The organism is Cyanobium sp. LEGE 06113 (genome assembly GCF_015207615.1).
Genome location: NZ_JADEWM010000007.1, coordinates 52,016 through 69,074, shown reverse-complemented (window position 1 = coordinate 69,074; position 17,059 = coordinate 52,016). Strand labels below are relative to the sequence as shown.

15 protein-coding genes, 2 tRNA genes and 1 pseudogene are annotated in these 17,059 nt (G+C 69.0%); 8 read left to right on the top strand and 10 right to left on the bottom strand.

Going from position 1 to position 17,059, the window contains the following annotated elements:
- Positions 1-113: 113 nt before the first annotated feature.
- The 5 genes and pseudogenes from ggt to IQ220_RS12055 all read right to left on the bottom strand — a co-directional run bounded on the left by ggt (position 114) and on the right by IQ220_RS12055 (position 8,395).
- On the bottom strand, positions 114-2,000 hold the full coding sequence (gene ggt / locus IQ220_RS12075; protein WP_193915256.1) for a gamma-glutamyltransferase: 1,887 nt from the start codon (positions 1,998-2,000) through the stop codon (positions 114-116).
- A pseudogene (locus tag IQ220_RS12070) lies at positions 1,984-5,819 on the bottom strand (hydantoinase B/oxoprolinase family protein). The gene ggt and the pseudogene IQ220_RS12070 overlap by 17 nt, the downstream one beginning before the upstream one ends.
- A gap of 122 nt (positions 5,820-5,941) precedes the next feature.
- Complete coding sequence (locus tag IQ220_RS12065; RefSeq protein ID WP_193915254.1) at positions 5,942-6,388, bottom strand: hypothetical protein; 447 nt, start codon at positions 6,386-6,388, stop codon at positions 5,942-5,944.
- Positions 6,389-6,873: 485 nt separating this feature from the next.
- Positions 6,874-7,365 carry a YajQ family cyclic di-GMP-binding protein gene (locus IQ220_RS12060; protein ID WP_193915252.1) on the bottom strand — a complete coding sequence of 164 codons (492 nt, stop codon included), beginning with the start codon at positions 7,363-7,365 and terminating at the stop codon, positions 6,874-6,876.
- A gap of 52 nt (positions 7,366-7,417) precedes the next feature.
- Positions 7,418-8,395, bottom strand: coding sequence for a class I SAM-dependent methyltransferase (locus IQ220_RS12055; protein ID WP_193915250.1), 978 nt, complete (start codon positions 8,393-8,395; stop codon positions 7,418-7,420).
- A gap of 80 nt (positions 8,396-8,475) precedes the next feature.
- Here IQ220_RS12055 and IQ220_RS12050 point away from each other — a divergent pair, with 80 nt between their 5' ends.
- Positions 8,476-8,907, top strand: coding sequence for an MAPEG family protein (locus tag IQ220_RS12050; protein WP_193915248.1), 432 nt, complete (start codon positions 8,476-8,478; stop codon positions 8,905-8,907).
- A gap of 20 nt (positions 8,908-8,927) precedes the next feature.
- On the opposite strand, the gene IQ220_RS12045 is transcribed toward IQ220_RS12050, so the two are convergent.
- The gene (locus tag IQ220_RS12045) at positions 8,928-9,440 is read right to left on the bottom strand and encodes a DNA-processing protein DprA (protein ID WP_186699115.1); all 513 of its coding nucleotides are present in this window, start codon (positions 9,438-9,440) and stop codon (positions 8,928-8,930) included.
- A 36-nt stretch (positions 9,441-9,476) separates the two neighbouring features.
- A complete protein-coding gene (locus IQ220_RS12040) occupies positions 9,477-10,574 on the bottom strand; it encodes a phosphotransacetylase family protein (RefSeq protein WP_186699113.1) in 1,098 nt (365 codons plus the stop codon).
- A gap of 148 nt (positions 10,575-10,722) precedes the next feature.
- Between IQ220_RS12040 and IQ220_RS12035 the strand changes: the two genes are divergently transcribed.
- Positions 10,723-11,475 carry an NAD-dependent epimerase/dehydratase family protein gene (locus IQ220_RS12035; protein WP_186699111.1) on the top strand — a complete coding sequence of 251 codons (753 nt, stop codon included), beginning with the start codon at positions 10,723-10,725 and terminating at the stop codon, positions 11,473-11,475.
- Between the two features lie 3 nt (positions 11,476-11,478).
- On the opposite strand, the gene map is transcribed toward IQ220_RS12035, so the two are convergent.
- Complete coding sequence (gene map, locus IQ220_RS12030) at positions 11,479-12,336, bottom strand: type I methionyl aminopeptidase (RefSeq protein ID WP_186699109.1); 858 nt, start codon at positions 12,334-12,336, stop codon at positions 11,479-11,481.
- 228 nt (positions 12,337-12,564) lie between these two features.
- Here map and IQ220_RS12025 point away from each other — a divergent pair, with 228 nt between their 5' ends.
- The 6 genes from IQ220_RS12025 (at position 12,565) to gltX (ending at position 15,542) form a co-directional block, all read left to right on the top strand.
- A complete protein-coding gene (locus tag IQ220_RS12025) occupies positions 12,565-12,867 on the top strand; it encodes a peptidase (RefSeq protein WP_193915360.1) in 303 nt (100 codons plus the stop codon).
- Positions 12,868-12,914: 47 nt separating this feature from the next.
- Positions 12,915-13,403: a 50S ribosomal protein L19 gene (gene rplS / locus IQ220_RS12020; RefSeq protein ID WP_225875792.1), complete on the top strand. Its 489-nt coding sequence runs from the start codon at positions 12,915-12,917 to the stop codon at positions 13,401-13,403.
- Between the two features lie 62 nt (positions 13,404-13,465).
- A tRNA-Trp gene (locus tag IQ220_RS12015) sits at positions 13,466-13,538 on the top strand.
- 36 nt (positions 13,539-13,574) lie between these two features.
- The gene (locus tag IQ220_RS12010; protein WP_006043540.1) at positions 13,575-13,763 is read left to right on the top strand and encodes a hyperconserved protein Hcp; all 189 of its coding nucleotides are present in this window, start codon (positions 13,575-13,577) and stop codon (positions 13,761-13,763) included.
- 189 nt (positions 13,764-13,952) lie between these two features.
- Positions 13,953-14,026 (top strand) — tRNA-Asp (locus tag IQ220_RS12005).
- A 52-nt stretch (positions 14,027-14,078) separates the two neighbouring features.
- Positions 14,079-15,542: a glutamate--tRNA ligase gene (gene gltX / locus IQ220_RS12000; RefSeq protein ID WP_193915246.1), complete on the top strand. Its 1,464-nt coding sequence runs from the start codon at positions 14,079-14,081 to the stop codon at positions 15,540-15,542.
- Here the strand turns inward: gltX and IQ220_RS11995 are convergent.
- Entirely contained in the window at positions 15,474-16,766 is a 1,293-nt protein-coding gene (locus IQ220_RS11995; RefSeq protein ID WP_193915244.1) for a cation:proton antiporter, read from the bottom strand. The two genes, gltX and IQ220_RS11995, sit on opposite strands and share 69 nt — an antisense overlap.
- A complete protein-coding gene (locus IQ220_RS11990) occupies positions 16,763-17,008 on the bottom strand; it encodes a hypothetical protein (protein WP_193814193.1) in 246 nt (81 codons plus the stop codon). Before IQ220_RS11990 ends, IQ220_RS11995 begins: the two co-directional genes overlap by 4 nt.
- Between the last annotated feature and the right edge of the window lie 51 nt (positions 17,009-17,059).

The following is a 17,059-nucleotide window of genomic DNA, read 5'->3' as shown; positions in this document are numbered from 1 at the left end:
GGCTGGCACCACCGAACAGTTCCAGCCTGCTGGCTCGATCGGCAGCGTCGCTGCGGTTGTGATGGATTGCGACAGCCGTGTGGGCAATCCCCCATCTGCACTCGGCTCTGGCCTCACTCCGGCAGGGCCTTGGCCTCGGAGCGGCGCGGATCCACCGCGCCGAGGCTGCCCTCCGCCGTGATTTCCACACTGTTGGCGGAACCCATGGCGCGGCTGCGCCGCAGGCTGTGGCCGCGGGCCTCCAGCAGCCTCAGGGTGTCGGGGCTGAAGCCCTCCTCGTGGGAGAGGCGATCGGGCAGCAGCTGGGCATGGATGCGAGGGGCGGCAACGGCCCCGGCCAGGTTGAGGCCGTGGTCGATGCGGTTGAGCAGCACCTGCAGCACGGTGGTGAGGATGCGGCTGCCGCCGGGGCTGCCCGTGGCCAGCCAGGGACTGCCATCGGGCCGGAACACCAGGGTGGGGCTCATCGAGCTGAGGGGCCGGCGGCCGGGGGCGATCGTGTTGGCGGCGCCCTGCACCAGGCCGAAGGCATTGGGGCTGCCGATCCGCGCCGTGAAGTCGTCCATCTCGTTGTTGAGCAGGAAGCCGGCGCCTGGCACGGCGATGCCGTTGCCGAAGGGGAAGTTCAAGGTGGTGGTGAGGGCCACCAGGCCTCCCTGGCGATCGGCCACGGAAAAGTGCAGGGTGTCCTCGCTCTCCGGCAGGGGAGGCGGGCCCTGCTGCACCGCCGCCGCCGGGCGATGGCGCTCCAGATCCAGGGCCTGGCGCTGGGCCTCCACATAGGCCGGATCCAGCAGCCGCTCCAGTGGCATGGCCACCTGGTCGGGATCGCCCAGCAGGGCGTTGCGGTCGCGGTAGGCCAGGTGCATCGCCTCCGCCATCCGGTGCAGGCTGGCGGCACTGTGATGACCCAGGCCAGCCAGGTCCATGGGCTCCAGGATCGCCAGCAACTGCAGGATCGTCACGGCGCTGCTGGGGGGCGGCGGCACCAGCACGGTGTGACCGCGGTAGCGGCCCACCAGAGGGCGCACCAGCACGGCCCGGTAGGCGGCCAGATCGGCCGCCGTGATCAGGCCGCCGCCCTGGCGCATCAAGGCGGTGAGGGCTTCAGCAGTGGGGCCGGCGTAGAAGCCCAGCTCCCCCTCGGCGGCGATGCGCCGCAGGCTGGTGGCCAGCTCGGGCTGGCGCAGCCGGGCGCCGGCGCGGGCCGCCGGCAGAAAGAGGCGGCTGGCGGTGGGATCGGCCTGCAGCCGGGCGGCACTGCGGCTCAGGTCCTCAGCCAGGGCACGACTCACCACGAAGCCCCCCTCGGCCAGGGCGATGGCGGGGGCCATCACCTGCTCCAGGGGCAGGTGGCCGTAGCAGCGTTGGGCCAGCGCCAGGCCCGCCACCGACCCCGGCACGCCGGTGCTGAGCAGGCTGGCCGTGGCGCGCTGGCGGTCCACGCTGCCGTCGGGGCGCAGAAACAGGTCGGGGCCGGCGGCCTGGGGGGCCTTTTCCCGGAAGTTCACGGCCACGGCCGTGCCGCCGCCGATGCGCAGCTCCACTCCCGGCTCGCCGCCAGGCCCAGGGGTGGACCCAGGGGCGCTGCGGCCATCCAGGCAGCCGCGCCCCTCAGCCGGCGATGGACCCGGCAGCCACAGCACCAGAAAACCGCCGCCGCCAAGGTTGCCCGCCTGGGGTTCGGTCACCGCCAGAGCGAAGGCCACGGCCACGGCCGCATCCACGGCATTGCCCCCCTGGCGCAGCACCCGCACGCCAACCGCCCCGGCGATGGGCTCCTGGGCGGCCACCATGCCCCGGGCTGACCACACCGGCTGGAAGCGCTGGCCCCGCTCCTGCAGCACATTGGACGGTGCCACCGAGGCGCCACCCTGGGCTCCAGCCGCAAGGGGAACGGCCGCCAGCAGCGCTGCTGCCACGGGCGCCACGGCCAGCAGCGCCGCTCCCAGCAAGCCGCTCAGCCAGCCCTGGCGGCCGCGATCAGTCCGGTGCGCCATAGCCCCCACCTCCAGGTGTTTCGATCACCAGTCGATCACCGGGCTCCACCGCCACTTCGCAGATCCCGGCAAGCATCACCACTGTGCCGTCCTCCCGCTCCAGGCGGTTGCAGCCCACCCGGCCCGGCTGCCCGCCGGCCAGCCCCGCCGGCGCCACCCGCCGCGCGCCCGAGAGCAGCGACACCGTCATCGGGGCCAGGAAGCGCAGCTCCCGCACCACCCCGTCGCCGCCGGGCCAACGGCCGTGGCCACCGCTGCCGCGCCGGATCGCAAAGCGCTCGATCCGGATCGGCAGACGCTCCTCCATCACCTCGGGGTCCGTGAGGCGGGAGTTGGTCATGTGGCTCTGCACGGCGCTGGCGCCGGCAAATCCCTGGCCCTGCAGGTCCCTGCCGCCGCCGGTGCCGCCGCAGATCGTCTCGTAGTACTGGATCTGGCGGTGCCGAAGCTGAGGTTGTTCATCGTGCCCTGGGCCGCGGCCTGCACGCCCAGGGCCGCGAACAGGGCATTGGCCAGGGCCTGGGAGGTTTCCACATTGCCGGCCACCACGGCCGCCGGCGGGGCGGGATTGAGCAGGCAGCCTGGCGGCACCAGCAGTTCCAGGGGTTCGAAACAGCCGGCGTTGAGCGGAATCGGCTCGCCCACCAGGCAGCGGAACACGTAGAGCGCCACGGCTCGGGTGATCGCCAGCGGAGCGTTCAGGTTGCCGGGGTGCTGGGGGGAGGTGCCCCGGAAATCCAGCAGGGCCAAGCGCCGCTGCCGATCAAGGCGCACGGCCACCACGATGCGGCTGCCGTCATCGAGTTCCACGCAAGCCGAGCCATCCTTGAGGCGATCGATCACCCGGCGCACGGCCTCGGCGGCATGGGCCTGGCCATGGGCCATGTAGGCCCGCACCTCGGCCAGGCCCTTGGCCCGGATCAGGCCCGTGAGCTCCTCCACCCCCAGGCGGTTGGCGGCCACCTGGGCCTGCAGGTCGGCGAGCAGCTGGTCGGGCTGGCGCACCGGATGGGGCCCCTGATCAAAGCGCCGGCGCCAGGCCGTGATGTCGATCTCACCGCGGTGCAGAAACAGCAGGTTGTCGAGCCTGAGCCCCTCCTGCTCGATCGTGCGGCTGAAGGCTGGCATCGAGCCGGGGGTGATGCCGCCCACGTCGGCGTGGTGGCCCCGGCAGGCCACGAAACAGCTGGGCGTCAGCGGGTCGCCGCCGGGGGCGAACACAGGGGTGATCGCCGTGATGTCCGGCAGGTGGGTGCCGCCTTGATAGGGGTCGTTGGCGAGCACCACGTCCCCCGGCTCCAGGCGAGGGCGCTCGCCGCGGGCCACGGCCGCCAGCAGGCTGGCCACGCTCTCGCCCATGGAGCCGAGATGCACCGGAATATGGGGGGCCGTGGCCACCAGCCGGCCGGCCGCATCGAAGACGGCGCAGGAGAAGTCGAGCCGCTCGCGGATGTTGAGGGAGCGGGCGCTCTGCTGCAGGCGTGTGCCCATCTGCTCGGCGATGGCCACGAAGCGGTGGTGGTACAGCTCCAGCAGGGTGGGGTCTGCCCGTGTTGGCAGCGCTGGGGCGGACGCAGCGGCTTGGGGCAGAGAAGGAGCCTGGCCAGCAGCTGGGGCCTGCAGCAGCAGCGCCCCGTTGCTGAGCACCTCTCCAGACCAGCCTGCTTCCAGCACCGATGTGCTGGTGGGATCAAGGAGCACTGCTGGCCCCTCCAGGCGCTGACCGGGCCGCAGCTCAGCGCGGCGCCAGAGGGGCACCGGCTGCCAGCCCTGGACCTCGTCGAGCCACAGTTTCGTCGTGGCACGGGGTTGCCCGGGAAGCTGGCCCCTGCTGGCGTGAGCACCAGGGTCAGGTTCGGCCGCAGGGCCATCCGGGGCTGCCTGGCCTGCTGCTGGGATCTGGTCTGGTTCCGGATTCCGGCCTGGGGGTGCTGCTGGCCCCCCGGCCGGCTCCGGCGGAGCCACCTCCACCAGCAGCCGCTGCACCACCAGCTCCGCCATCGGCAGCCCAGGGGAGTAACCAAAGCGCTGGCGATGTTCCTCGCTGAAGGCTGCCGCCAGCGACTCAGCGCTGTCACCAGGCGTCCAGGCCAGCAGCAGGCCCTGATCGCGACCAGGTGGTCGCACCTCAAGGGAAAACCAGCAACGCAGCGGCCCCTCGGCGCTGGCCAGGTCACCGGCCTGCTCCAGGGCCAGGGCGGCCTCGTGGCGCAGGCCCTCGGCCCGGCGCTGCAGCTGCTCCAGGCTGGCCGGCAGCAGCGGCAGCGCCATGGGGCACTCCAGCAGGCTGCGCTGCTCGGCATGGCCGATGCCATAGGCCGAGAGCACGCCAGCCAGGGGATGGAACAGCACCCGCTCGATGCCGAGGCCCTCGGCCAGCCGGCAGGCGTGCTGGCCGCCCGCGCCGCCGAAGCTCACCAGCAGAGCTTGGCGGAGGTCGTGGCCCCGCTCGATCGACAGGCGCCGCACGGCTGCGGCCATGGTTTCCAGGGCGATGAGCAAGGCACCGGCGGCCACCTGCTCCGGCGTGATGCCGGGCGACACCAGCTGCATGGCCGCGGCCAGCTGCTGGAAGCGCTTGGCCACGGCCTGCAGGTCTGGGGGCTGGTCGCCGCTGGAGCCGAACACCGCCGGTAGCGCTGCGGCGGGCAGCCGTCCGAGCAGCAGGTTGGCATCGGTGAGGGTGGCTGGACCATCCCGGCCGTAGGCCGCCGGCCCCGGGTCGGCCCCTGCGGAGGAGGGGCCCACGCTGAGGCTCTGGCCGTCGAAGCTCAGGATCGAGCCGCCGCCAGCGGCCACGGTGTGGATCGGCAGCATCGGCGCCTGGAGGCGCAGGCCGGCCAGCTCGGATTCGCTCTGGCGCTCCCAGGCCAGGGAGCCGCGGCAGGGATCCCAGTGGAACACGTCGGTGGAGGTGCCGCCCATGTCGAAACCCACCACGGGTCCCAGGGGGGAGCCCGACGCCGCCATCGCCTCGCGGGCCACGGCCACCGCCCCCACCATGCCCCCGGCAGGACCGGAGAGGATGGTGTCCTTGGCCAGCAGCGTGCGGGGATCGGCCAGGGCGCCGCTGGAGCGCATCACCCGCAGGCGCGGCGTGTTGGCTTGGGCTGAGGCGTGGTTCTCGAGCAACTGTTGCAGCTGCTCCAGGTAAACCCGCAGCACGGGCGCCACCGCCGCCTCCACCAGAGTGGTGTGGCCTCGGGGCACCAACCGCGGCAGGGCGCTCAGACGATGCGAGAGCGCCACCTCCTGAAAGCCGAAAGGCTGCAGCCAGGCCTCCAGCTGGAGTTCGTGGATCGGCTGGCGGCAGCTGTGCAGCAGAGCCACCGCACAACTGCTGAAACCGTCGCTGCGGGCCTGATGCACCGCCTGGGCCAGAGCGTCATCGAGGAGCAGTGGCAGCAACTCCTCGCCGCTGGCGCCGAGACGCCCGGCCACTTCCACCACCCGCACCTCCAGAGGTCTGGGGCGCTGGATGGCCAGCGAAAAGATGTCGGGGCGGTGTTGATCGCCGATGGAGAGCAGGTCTGCAAAACCCTGGTTCACCAGCAGCAGCACCGGCGCCGCGCCATGCTCGAGCAGGGCGTTGGTGGCCACGGTGGTGCCCAGGCGTACGTCCTCGATGGGGCCTGGGCCTGCCATGTCAGCCATTGCGGCCAGCACAGGGTCCCCCATTGGTCCACTCTGCAAGGAGAGCATCTTGCGCACGTGCAAGACACCCTCGTGGTCGCGGCCGATGACGTCGGTGAAGGTGCCGCCGCGATCGATCCAGAAGTGCCATCCCCGGGGAGCGGAGCCACTCTCAGCGAAAACCAAGGAACAGCAAGGAAACTGGATGAATCCCTAGTTTATCGATCGTCGAAGCCCTCAAAGCTCAGGCACACGGAATGTTCTCTGGCACATCAGGCGCTGGAAAATCAGGGAAAGCCCCTCATCCATCAGTTGAGGATATTCATGACCACCATTTTCGATGGATCAACACCAGGAATCATGTAGCGGCCATCACCCATGCGCCGCAGGTCTCTCTGGCGAACTGTGATACCAAGATTTTTAAGTCTGATGATGTCATTAGATCCAAAGTTTCTGACCCTAAAGCGCTGCATATGAACCACAGGATCTTTGGGTGTTTTATTTCTGAACACGAGAACATCGCGAGCTAGATCCTTACGGAAGTCAACAACAGTATTGACCCGCTTGGTGATCGCACCAGCCTGAGATCCCCAGACAAACCGATTTCGCCCCCGTGTACCTCTGACGTCGTAGCTGGCCTGCATCATCCGGTCGAAACGAACGCCTGTGACGTCGTCCTTACCAGACAGCCTCACCTTGATTCGTCCTACAACAGGCTGCCCCTTCCAGGTGGAATTGCCAGAGAAACGGAGCACGCCCTTTCGATTGACTTTGCGGTTGACCCATGAGGGCACGTTGCGAACTCTAAAAGTCATTGTTTAGAAAGTCAGAAAAGTTTTGGCTAAATGTTGAAAGATACTTAGGACGCCCTTCCAGGGACTAAGGGCATGCGAAGACCGAGAGATCGACTCCCAGAAATCACCGTCCGATCGACCACAGATTTCCCGGCCCAACCAGAGCGTGCTGAGAGCCGGAGAACACCTCGACTGTTCTCACGCTTGCCCATCCAGGCGGGAAGTCCGTGGAGCTTCCAATCAGTCATCAAAAAGCAAAGGGTCTTGAAACTACAAGGTAACGAAAGCCCCTGAGTTGTCGAGGTCGGACAGTCGATCAACTGGATCAGGATCCGGGATGAAATGCAGCCTTGACATCGCTCCTGCTAGATGGCATGACAAGACGCGATCCAAGCCAACAGTGGGCACAAGCCAACGCCGCCTAGGGGGCTTGCCAGATGCTTGGGTCAACGGTAGTTCTCGAACTGCAGCGGCACTTCCACCTCCTGGTCCCTGAGCAGTTGGATCGCCGCCTGGAGATCGTCCTTGCTCTTGGCGGTGATCCGCAGGCTCTCGCCCTGGATCGCCACGGACACCTTCTTGAGGTTGTCGCGCACCACCTTGCTGAGATCCTTGGCCAGCTCCTTGCTGAGGCCCTTGCGCAGCTTCACCTCCTGCTTCACCCGGTTGCCGCCCACGGCCTCGGCGGTCTGGAAGTCGAAGATCTTGAGGGAGAGGTTGCGCTTGGTGGCCTTCTGGCGCAGCACGTCCTCCACCGCCTGCAGGGTCATGTCCGTGGCGGTGGTGATGGTGAGGCTGGTCTCCTCCAGGGCGATCTCGGTGGCCGAGTCCTTGAGGTCGTAGCGCTGGCCCACATCCCGGCGCACCTGGTCGAGGGTGTTCACCAGTTCCTGGCGGTCGAAATCCGAGACCACATCGAAGGAATAGGTGTCAGCCATGGACAGGGGAAGCGCGGGGTGCGGGTCTCAGCGTAGAAAACGGCCCTGGCGCTCAGCGCACGGCCACCAGCACCCGGTGCCTCGGGTCGCAGGCCTCGCCCCGCACCGCCTGGAAGCCAGCCTCGGCCAGGGCGGCCGGCAGATCCAGGCGGAAGTAGTCCTCCAGGTAGGGCTCGGTGCTCTTGAGCAGGGTGGCGATCGGGGCGGGCAGGCGGCGGATCACCGCCGAGCCAGGGTCCTGGTCGACCAGGGCGATCACCCCCGACGGCCGCAGCAACCGGAAGGCCTCAGCCAGCACGGCCCTGGTGGCGGCGGCAGGCAGTTCATGGCACACGAACTGCAGGGTGATCAGATCCATGCACGCGTCCGGCAGGCCGGTGGCCTCGGCCGCCGCATGGTGCCAGGTGTGAATCTCCTGGCCGGCATCGCGCACCCTGGCCACGGCCAGCATCTCGGGCGAGAGATCGAGCCCCTGCACGTTCACCGCCGCCTGCTGGCGCTGCTCCAGCCAGTGCTTGAGGGCGAGGGTTCCAACCCCCACCGAGCAGCCCAGGTCAAGGGCGTCCCGCAGCGGGCGGCCCTGGAGGCTGGGTTCGATCGCCGCGAAGATCGCCTGCCGCAGACGCTGTTGGGCCTGGGATGGCGTGAGGGCTTCATCCGGCCAGACCCGCAGGGCCATGGCATCGGTGGCCTGCTCGGCTTCACAGGCCGCCTGCCAGCAGAGATTGCCCTGCTGATAGGCGTGAAAGCGGGCCCGGTAGTAGGCGGGGGTGCCGGTGTGGGGGTTGCGGCTCGCCGCCAGCAGGGGCTCAGCCTGCTGCTGCAGCACCTGTCGGCGGGCTCGCCAGGCGATGCCGCGGCCTTCGGCCGTGCGGATGATCAGCTGGCGCGCCTGCAGGAACATCAATCGCCGCAGGGGCTCCACGGCCAGCAGCAGGGCGATCAGGCGCCCGAGGGGATGGCGGTTGTCGATCCAGTTGGGCGGAACCGCCGCTGACGCAGGCGAGGCAGCGGAAGCGGAGGAGGTCATGGCGTGCCGGAGCGCCGCCTGATCCTGGCCGAGGCGGCTGCGATCATGCTGGCGCAACCACCACGCGATCCCGGGCCACCATGAGCGTCACCATCGCCGCTGTTCCCCTGGCCTGGTCCCTGGCGCTGGCTGGGGCCGTGGTGCTGCTGAGCACGGTGCCCCTGGGGGCGGCCCGCTCCCAGGCCGACTTCAGCCTGGACGACCTGCAGGCGCCACGGGCCATGTTCGAGCGGCTGCCGGCCTGGGGCAAGCGCGCCAGCTGGGCCCATCAGAACAGTTTCGAGGCCTTCACACTGCATGCTCCCGCCGTGCTGCTCTGCCTGGTGGCGGGGGCCGCAGGGCCGGCGGTGGTGGCGGCAGCCTGGCTGCATCCGGCCCTGCGGCTGGCCTACCTGGGGGCCTACATCGGCAATCTGGCGCCCGTGCGGGGGCTGTGCTGGGCCGCCGGAGTGCTCTGCAGCGGCATCCTCTACGTGGCCGGGCTCAGGGCTGTGCTCGCCCTCGCCGGCTGATTCTGGTCAACGCATCAGGATCAGTCGAAATAGAGCAGGCTCACCACCTTGCCCATGTCTTCGGCCACCCGCACGCTGGCCAACAGCGTTTCACTGTCATGGAAGGCGTAGCAGATCAGCTGGTCACAGCGGGTGATGATGTCCTGATTGCAGAGGCTGCTGGCCATCGGCAGGGGCAGCTCGTCGTGCTCGGGCTTCTCGATCAGATGCAGCACCCGTTCGAGCTGATCGCGTGACTCACTGGGCTGGCGATCCAGGCTCTGGGGCAGCAGCACGGTGAGACGGGAGGGATCGATCTCCAGAACGCTGCGAATCACCGCGGCGTTCACACCCTGGGCCCCCGAGGTGATCAGATTGTGGCCCTCCTGGGCCAGGGAGCGCGCCATCACCTCCACCAGGTGGATCGACACCACCGGCACATGGCGGCTGCCCAGGATGGCGATCCTGCGCTTGCTGGTGTCCTGGAGCATGGCGAGCTCCTGAGCCAGGGTGTCGATCCGTTCGATGGAGGGAAGATCCAGGGATCGGGTCACCGCAAGATCGCAGGCTGCGCCATGAAACTAGCAGCGTTATTGCGCCATTGCGGGCAAGCGTAGGCGAGTGAAAAGACGCTCGAAATCGAAGTGTTCCTCCACCAGGCGCACCGCATAGGTGGCCTTGACCGCCTCATGCAGCCGCACGTGGCCAAAGGCCCGCTCGATCACTTCCACCGTGGTGAGGGTGTCGTGGTCCACCTTGAGGAGGGGCACATCCAGCTCCTCGGCGCGGGTCAGCAGCTGGGGCAGCGGGTCGCCCGCCCCGGTGAGGATCAGGCACTGGGTGGAGGCCTCCAGGGCAGCCAGCTGGATGTCGGTGCGGTCGGCACCGGTCACCACGGCCATGTTGCGGCGGCGGCGGAAGAACTCCATCGCCGAATTCACGTTCATGGCCCCGATCGAAAGGGTCTCCACCAGCAGATCGAGGCGGTCGCGGCAACAGAGCACCTGGGCGCCGAGACGGCGGGCCAGCTCCTCCACGGTGACGCTGCGCAGCAACGGACTGCGGGGCATCACCGCCAGCACCGGCAGGCCGAGCTGCTCGAGGGCGGGCACGATGTCCTGGCCGAGCTGGGGCACCATGGCGGGATCCACGGCATTGAGCGCCACACCGAGCAGCTGATCGCCCAGGCGGGCCTTGGCCTCAAGCAGAGAATCCACACTGCGGCTGTCGGTCCAGGGCTGCACCAGCAGCACCGGGGCGTCCAGCCCCCGGGCCAGCTGGGGCAGGCTGAGCCCGTAGAGCAGGCCTTCATGCAGGGTGCCGGCGGCCTCCAGCAGGGCCACACCGTCAAAGTCCTGCGCCAACCTCTGCCTGAGCTGGGCAAAGCCCACGCCTGGATCCAGATCCGCCGCCAACAGCCGCTGGCGGGCCACGGCGGGCTCCAGGGCATCGAGGGAGGGAATCAGCTGCTGCGATTCCAGCCCGAGCGTGGCCCCCACAAAGCGCACATCCGCATCCAGCAGCGGTTCACCGGCTGGGGGAAGCTCCTCGCCATCAAGAGTGGTGGCCAGGGGCTTGCCGAAGTGAACCGCCAGACCCTGGCGGCGCAGGCGCCGAGCCAGACCGAGCACCACGGCCGACTTGCCACTGAACGGTTCACAGGAGCCGATCAGCAAGGTGGGGGCCATAGATCAACCTCGCCGAGGGCTGCCGGTTTGGTCAATCTAGGGCGGGCCAAGGGCTGCAGGCCCGGGCTGCCCAGGCAGCTGGCCCAGCCGCATACGGTGTGCCCAGGAGCTCGCCTGCAGAGTTCTGCATTCCCGTGGTCGTGCCTTGATGGCCCCTTCAGCTCCGCGCTCCCAGCCCCCCACGGTGGCGATCACCGGGGCGAGTGGATCCCTGGGCCAGGCGCTGCTGCGCCAGTGGCACCGCCGCGGCGCCCGCCTGATCGCCCTCAGCTCGGGGCCGGCCCGCCTCGACCTGCGCGACAGCGCCGGCCGGCCGATCCCGCTCCAGCAGGTGCTCTGGCAGGTGGGCGAGGAGCAGAAGCTGGGCCCGTTGCTTCAGGAGGTGGACGTGCTGGTGCTCAACCACGGCATCAACGTGCATGGCTGCCGCTCCGAGCAGGCGGTGGCCAGCTCCCTGGAGGTGAACGCCCTGAGCAGCTGGCGCCTGCTGGAGCTGTTTGCCACAGCGACGGCCGAGCGCGGGCGGGGGGGAGCCAGCAGGGAGCGACCACGCCCGGAGGTGTGGGTCAACACCTCGGAGGCCGAAGTGCAGCCGGCCCTGAGCCCGCTCTATGAGATAAGCAAACGCCTGATGGGCCAGCTGTTGAGCCTGCGCTCGCTGGAACTGGGCGACAAGCTGCGGCTGCGGCGCCTGGTGCTGGGGCCCTTCCGCTCCGACCTCAACCCGATCGGCGTGATGCCGCCCGATCTGGTGGCGGCCCTGGTGCTGCGCCAGGCCGAACTGAACTGGGGACTGATCATCGTGACCCCCAACCCCCTCACCTACGTGACAATGCCGCTCTCGGCCCTGGGCCGCTGGCTCTACTTCCGGGCCTTCAGCCGTCCTCAGGCCAGTCCCTGAGGCTCAGAAGTCGCGGTCGGTGAGGATCTCGCAGCCATCGGAGCTCACCACGATCGTGTGCTCCCACTGGGCCGAGAGGCTGCCGTCCACGGTCACCACGGTCCAGCGGTCCTTGAGGGTGCGGCAGGCCTTGCTGCCGGCATTCAGGATCGGCTCCACCGCCAGGGTCATGCCGGCCCGCAGGGTCATGTTGGGCAGATCGCGGGTGCGGTAGTTGAACACCGAGGGCTCCTCGTGCAGGTTGCGCCCCACGCCGTGGCCGGTGTAGTCCTCCACCACCGCGTAGCCATGGGCCTCCACGTGGTCCTGCACGGCGCCGGCGATATCCAGCAGGGTGTTGCCGGCCTTGATGTGGGCGAGGCCCTGCATCAGCGCTTCCTGGGCCACCCGGGCGAGGCGCCGGGCCGGTTCAGGCGTCTCCTCGCCCACGCAGAGCGTCACGCAGCTGTCCCCGTGGTAGCCCTCGAAGTAGGCGCCCGTGTCCACCTTGAGCAGGTCGCCCGCCTTGATCACCCGTCTGGCGCTGGGGATGCCGTGCACCACCTCGTTGTTGATCGAGGCGCAGATGCTGGCTGGAAAGCCGTGGTAGCCCTTGAAGCTGGGCACGGCGCCCATGGCCCTGATGCGGCTCTCGGCATGGGCATCGAGATCAGCGGTGGTCATGCCGGGAGCAGCCATCGCCATGATCTCGCGCAGCACGGTGGCCACGATGCGGCTGGCCTTTCGCATGGTGGCGATTTCCCGCGCCGATTTCACCTCGACGCCACGGCGGCTCTTCTGGATGCGTGGCCCGGCCTGCACCAGGGGCGAGGGGGCGGTGGTGGCGCGGGTGCTGGCCAGCAGATCGGCAAACAGGTTCATTCGGATCGGCGGGGACGGGCACGGTTACCGCTGATTCTGGCGGGCCCGGGCCTCCATGGAGATCCGGCCCCATCTACGGCAGCGGTCCCATCATGGGGTCCGTTGCCGGCAGGCCTTCGGTCCGCCGCCCTGCCAGCCCCCAAGCGCCCTCCGCACCGGCTCAGCGTGAAACCGTCCCAGGCGGAACCCTCCCAGGCGAAGCCGTCCCAGCCCAGGCCCTCCGCGGCGATGCTGCTGCGCCTGCGCCAGGCCCATGCCGCCGTGGCGCCGCTGGTGCTGCTGCCCCTGCTGCTCACGGTGTCCACAGGGGTGTCCTACCGGCTGCTGCGCGACTGGGCCGGCCTGGGCCGCGACCAGGCCCACGTGCTGATGCTGTTGCACGAGGGCGAGTGGTTGAAGCAGTGGTTCGGACCCAACGGCGAGACCATCTATGTGCTCTTCAACGGTCTGGGGCTGCTCTGGATGCTGCTCAGCGGTGGCGCCATGGCCGTGCAGCGGCTGCAGCGTCAGCTGAATCGCACGGGAGGGTGACCCCCAGCCCGTACACTGGTGGTTTGGCCAGGCGACGCGGAGTTGAGATGGCGGTTGAGGACACCCAGGACCAGCAGATCCAGGACGACACCAGTGAGGAGGCAGAGACCGTGACAGCAGAGGCCACGGTGACGCCAGAGGCAACAGCCGGGGCTGCCGCCCAGGTCACCACGGGCAAGCTCAGCGCCTACGCGCTGATGCAGGCCTTCGAGAACGAGCAGCTCAAGAGCGACCTGCCTGAGATCTACGTGGGCGACACCGTCAAGGTGGGCGTGCGCATCCGTGAAGGAAACAAGGAGCGGGTTCAGCCCTACGAGGGCGTCGTGATCGCCAAGCGTCACGGCGGCCTGCACGCCACGATCACGGTGCGGCGGATCTTCCAGGGCGTGGGCGTGGAGCGGATCTTCCTCCTGCACAGCCCCCAGGTGGCTTCCGTGAGCGTGGAGCGACGCGGTAAGGTGCGCCGGGCGAAGCTGTTCTACCTGCGCGATCGGGTGGGGAAAGCCACCAGGGTCAAGCAACGCTTCGACCGCTGAAGGATTCTCCGCAAGGAGGTTCCGGTCGGTTTCGTCAATGTCTCACTGGGGACATCGGCCCTGCGCCGTTAGTTCAGTTGGTAGAACGCAGGTCTCCAAAACCTGATGTCGGGGGTTCAAGTCCTCCACGGCGCGTTCGATGTCCCCACCTGCTGTTTCCTGGTTCCGGACATGGAGTTGGATCTACAACCCGGTGATGTCGTCAAGGTGCTCGAGTCTGCCGCTCTGGGCTGGGTTCGGGCCCGGGTGATCCGGGTCAAATCCGGTGGCCGGGTGGTTGTACAGAGTGATCAGGGCCGCGAATTCACGGCCCGCGGCAATCAGGTGCGCCTGATCGAGCCGGCAGGCTTTCGTCCCTGAGCCTGCCGCCCTGGCCCACAGCCTGCTGGTCCCCTCACCTGTTGACGTTGGGGCCAGTGATCACAGATACTTTCAAGGTCGAGATCCGGCCTGAGCGCTGGGGACCTTGGTCCTCTCCGCCCAGCCAGCCACCGCGACCACGCCAAGGGTCAGATCACCCGATGGCCCGCCAGGGTCCTTGACCTGTTTGGGACTGTAGTTCAACCGGTTAGAGCACCGCCCTGTCACGGCGGAAGTTGCGGGTTCGAATCCCGTCAGTCCCGTTTCCCCTCCACTGGTCCTGCTCCGGCCGGTGGTTCCCATGGAGTGCAGCAGGTGACTTCAGCTGGCGCGGTACGCGTTCGTCTCGCCCCCAGCCCCACCGGCACCCTGCACATCGGCACAGCCCGCACGGCGGTGTTCAACTGGCTGTTTGCCCAGCACCACGGCGGCCGCTTCCTGCTGCGCATCGAAGACACTGACCGCGAGCGCAGCCGTCCCGAATTCACCGCCAACATCCTTGAGGGCCTGCGCTGGCTGGGCCTGGACTGGGACGGTGAGCCGGTGATCCAGAGCCAGCGGCAGGAAGCCCACCAGGCGGCCATCCAGCAACTGCTGGACTCCGGCCATGCCTACCGCTGCTACGCCAGCGAGGCCGAACTCACCGCCATGCGCGAGCTGCAGGCGGCCAGCAAGCAGGCCCCCCGCTACGACAACCGCCACCGCTCGCTCAGCCCCGAGCAGCAGCAGGCCTTCATCGCTGAGGGGCGGGAACCCGTGATCCGCTTCCGCATCGACGACGGCCGCAGCATCGGCTGGAACGACCTGGTGCGCGGTGCCATGCGTTGGGCCGGCGCAGACCTGGGCGGCGACATGGTGATCGCCCGCCGCGCACCGGCCGATCGGATCGGCGACCCCCTCTACAACCTGGTGGTGGTGGTGGACGATGCCGCCATGGCGATCAGCCACGTGATCCGCGGCGAAGACCACATCGCCAACACCGCCAAACAGCTGCTCCTCTACGAGGCCCTGGGCCTGGAGCCCCCCGTGTTCGCCCACACCCCGCTGATCCTCAACCAGGCCGGCAAGAAGCTCTCGAAGCGCGACGGCGTGACCTCGATCAGCGATTTCCAGGCCATGGGCTACACGGCGGCGGCCCTGGCCAACTACATGACGCTGCTGGGCTGGTCGCCGCCTGAGGGCATGGGCGAGCGCTTCAGCCTGGAGGAGGCGGCGCGGGTGTTCGGCTTCGAGCGGGTGAACCGGGCCGGGGCCCGCTTCGACTGGGACAAGCTCAACTGGCTCAATGGCCAGGTGCTGCATGAGCAGGGACCGGAGGGCCTGCGGCAGCAGCTGCTGCCCCTGTGGGCGGCGCGGGGCTGGCCGGCGCCAGGGCACGACCAGGCCGCCGAGGCCCAGGCCGACCCCCACTGGCAGCGCGAGCTCTGCGCCCTGATCGGCCCCTCCCTCACCCTGCTGCAGGACGGCGTCGAGCAGGCCGAGCCCTTTTTCTGTCTGCCACCTCTGCAGGAGGCCGCCAGCCAGCAGCTGGAGGTTCCCGGCGCCAGGCAGAGCCTGACGGCCCTGGAGGGGCTGCTGCCGGAAGGGATGCTGGAGGCCGATCAGGCTCAGGTGCTGCTCACAGCGGCCGCCAAGCAGGCAGGCGTCAAGAAAGGGGTGCTGATGAAGAGTCTGCGGGCCGTGCTGCTGGGCAGCCTGCAGGGCCCCGACCTAGTGGCCACCTGGCTGCTGCTCCACCGCAGCGGGGAGGATCGGCGGCGGATCTCCCGCGGCCTCTGAGGCGGCGCCGGCCTTGGGCTTTTCACTGCCTGACTGATTGAGGCCGAGCCAGCTCACCAGGGGGCCTGCGCTCAGGCCCTGCAGCCCCACCGTGAGCAGGATCGTGAGGAACACCAGGCCCTGCAGCCGGCCGGCACCCACCACGCCCGCCTGCTCCAGGCGGATGGCGAACAGGCTGGCCACGGCGGCGGTCACGATGCCTCTGGGCGCCAGCCAGCTGAGCACGGCCTGCTGAGGCAGGCTGAACCCCATCCCCCAGGTGGCCAGGGCGATCGACAGGGGGCGCAACACCAGCATCAGGCAGAGCACACAGGCCACGCCCCCCCATCCCAGCGGACTCAGCTGGGCAAAGCTCACGTCGGCGGCCAGCAGCGGAAACAGCATCGTGATCGCCAGCTGGGCCAGCTGCCGGATCAGGGCGTCGAGCTCGGCGGCATCGCTCTCAAGCCGTCGACCCACCACCACCCCGGCGGCCACGGCGGCCGGCAGCCCCGACTCGGCCAGCACCTGCTCGGCACCGGTGAACATCAAAAAGAGGGTGCCGAGGGTGAGCTGCAGCCTCAGCGGATCGGTGCGCGGCTCCTCCGGCAGCCGCCGCAACACCTCCGCCAGCAGCCAGCCACAGGCGGCCCCCAGGGCCACACCGCCCCCCAGGCGCAGCAGCAGGCCCGTGGCCAGTTCGCGCCAACCGTGCAGGTTGCCGAGCACCAGTTCCAGCAGCAGCAGGGCGAGCACGGCCCCGATCGGCTCCAGCACCAGCCCCTCCCCCTCCAGCACTTCCCCAAGGGGGGGGCGCAGACCGATCTGGCGCACCAGGGGGGTCACCACCGTGGGCCCGGTGGCCAGCACGATGGCGCTGAACACCGCCGCCAGGGGCCAGTTGAGGCCGGCCAGGCCATGGCCCAGCAGCAGCCCACCCACCAGTGCCAGCACCAGGCGCACCCCCACGATACGCAGCACGGCCTGGCGGGTGCCGTCGTCCGGCAGGCGCAGGTTGAGGCCGCCATCGAACAGCACCAGGCTCACGAACAGACCCACCACGGTCTCGAGGCCATCGCCGAGGTCGAGGGGCTCCACCAGGCCCAGGCCAGCCCGGCCGATCAGGAGCCCGGAACTCAGCAGCAGCACCACTCCGGGCAGACCCGTGAGCCAGGCCAGGGCCTGGGCCACGGCGCCGGAGAACACCGTGACACCCCAGAGCAGCCCCAGTCGCTCAGGGGTCATGCATCATCAGCAGCACTGAACCGGGGCTCCACATGGATGCCGATCACCGCTGAGGGGCGCACCACCAGGTATTCCCCGTCGAGCTCGGAGATCGGCACATTCACAAAGGTGTCGGGGGCCGTGGCGGTGAGCAGGCCGCCATACCACTCCTGAAAGCCCTCCAGGCGCGGGAACATCACCGTCTGGGTCTGGCCGCCGCTGAGGTGGAGGTGAACGGCATAGCGCCGGGGGATGCGGGACATGGCAGAGGAGATCACCGGCAAGGCGTGTGCCCAGGATGGCCTAGCGGAGGG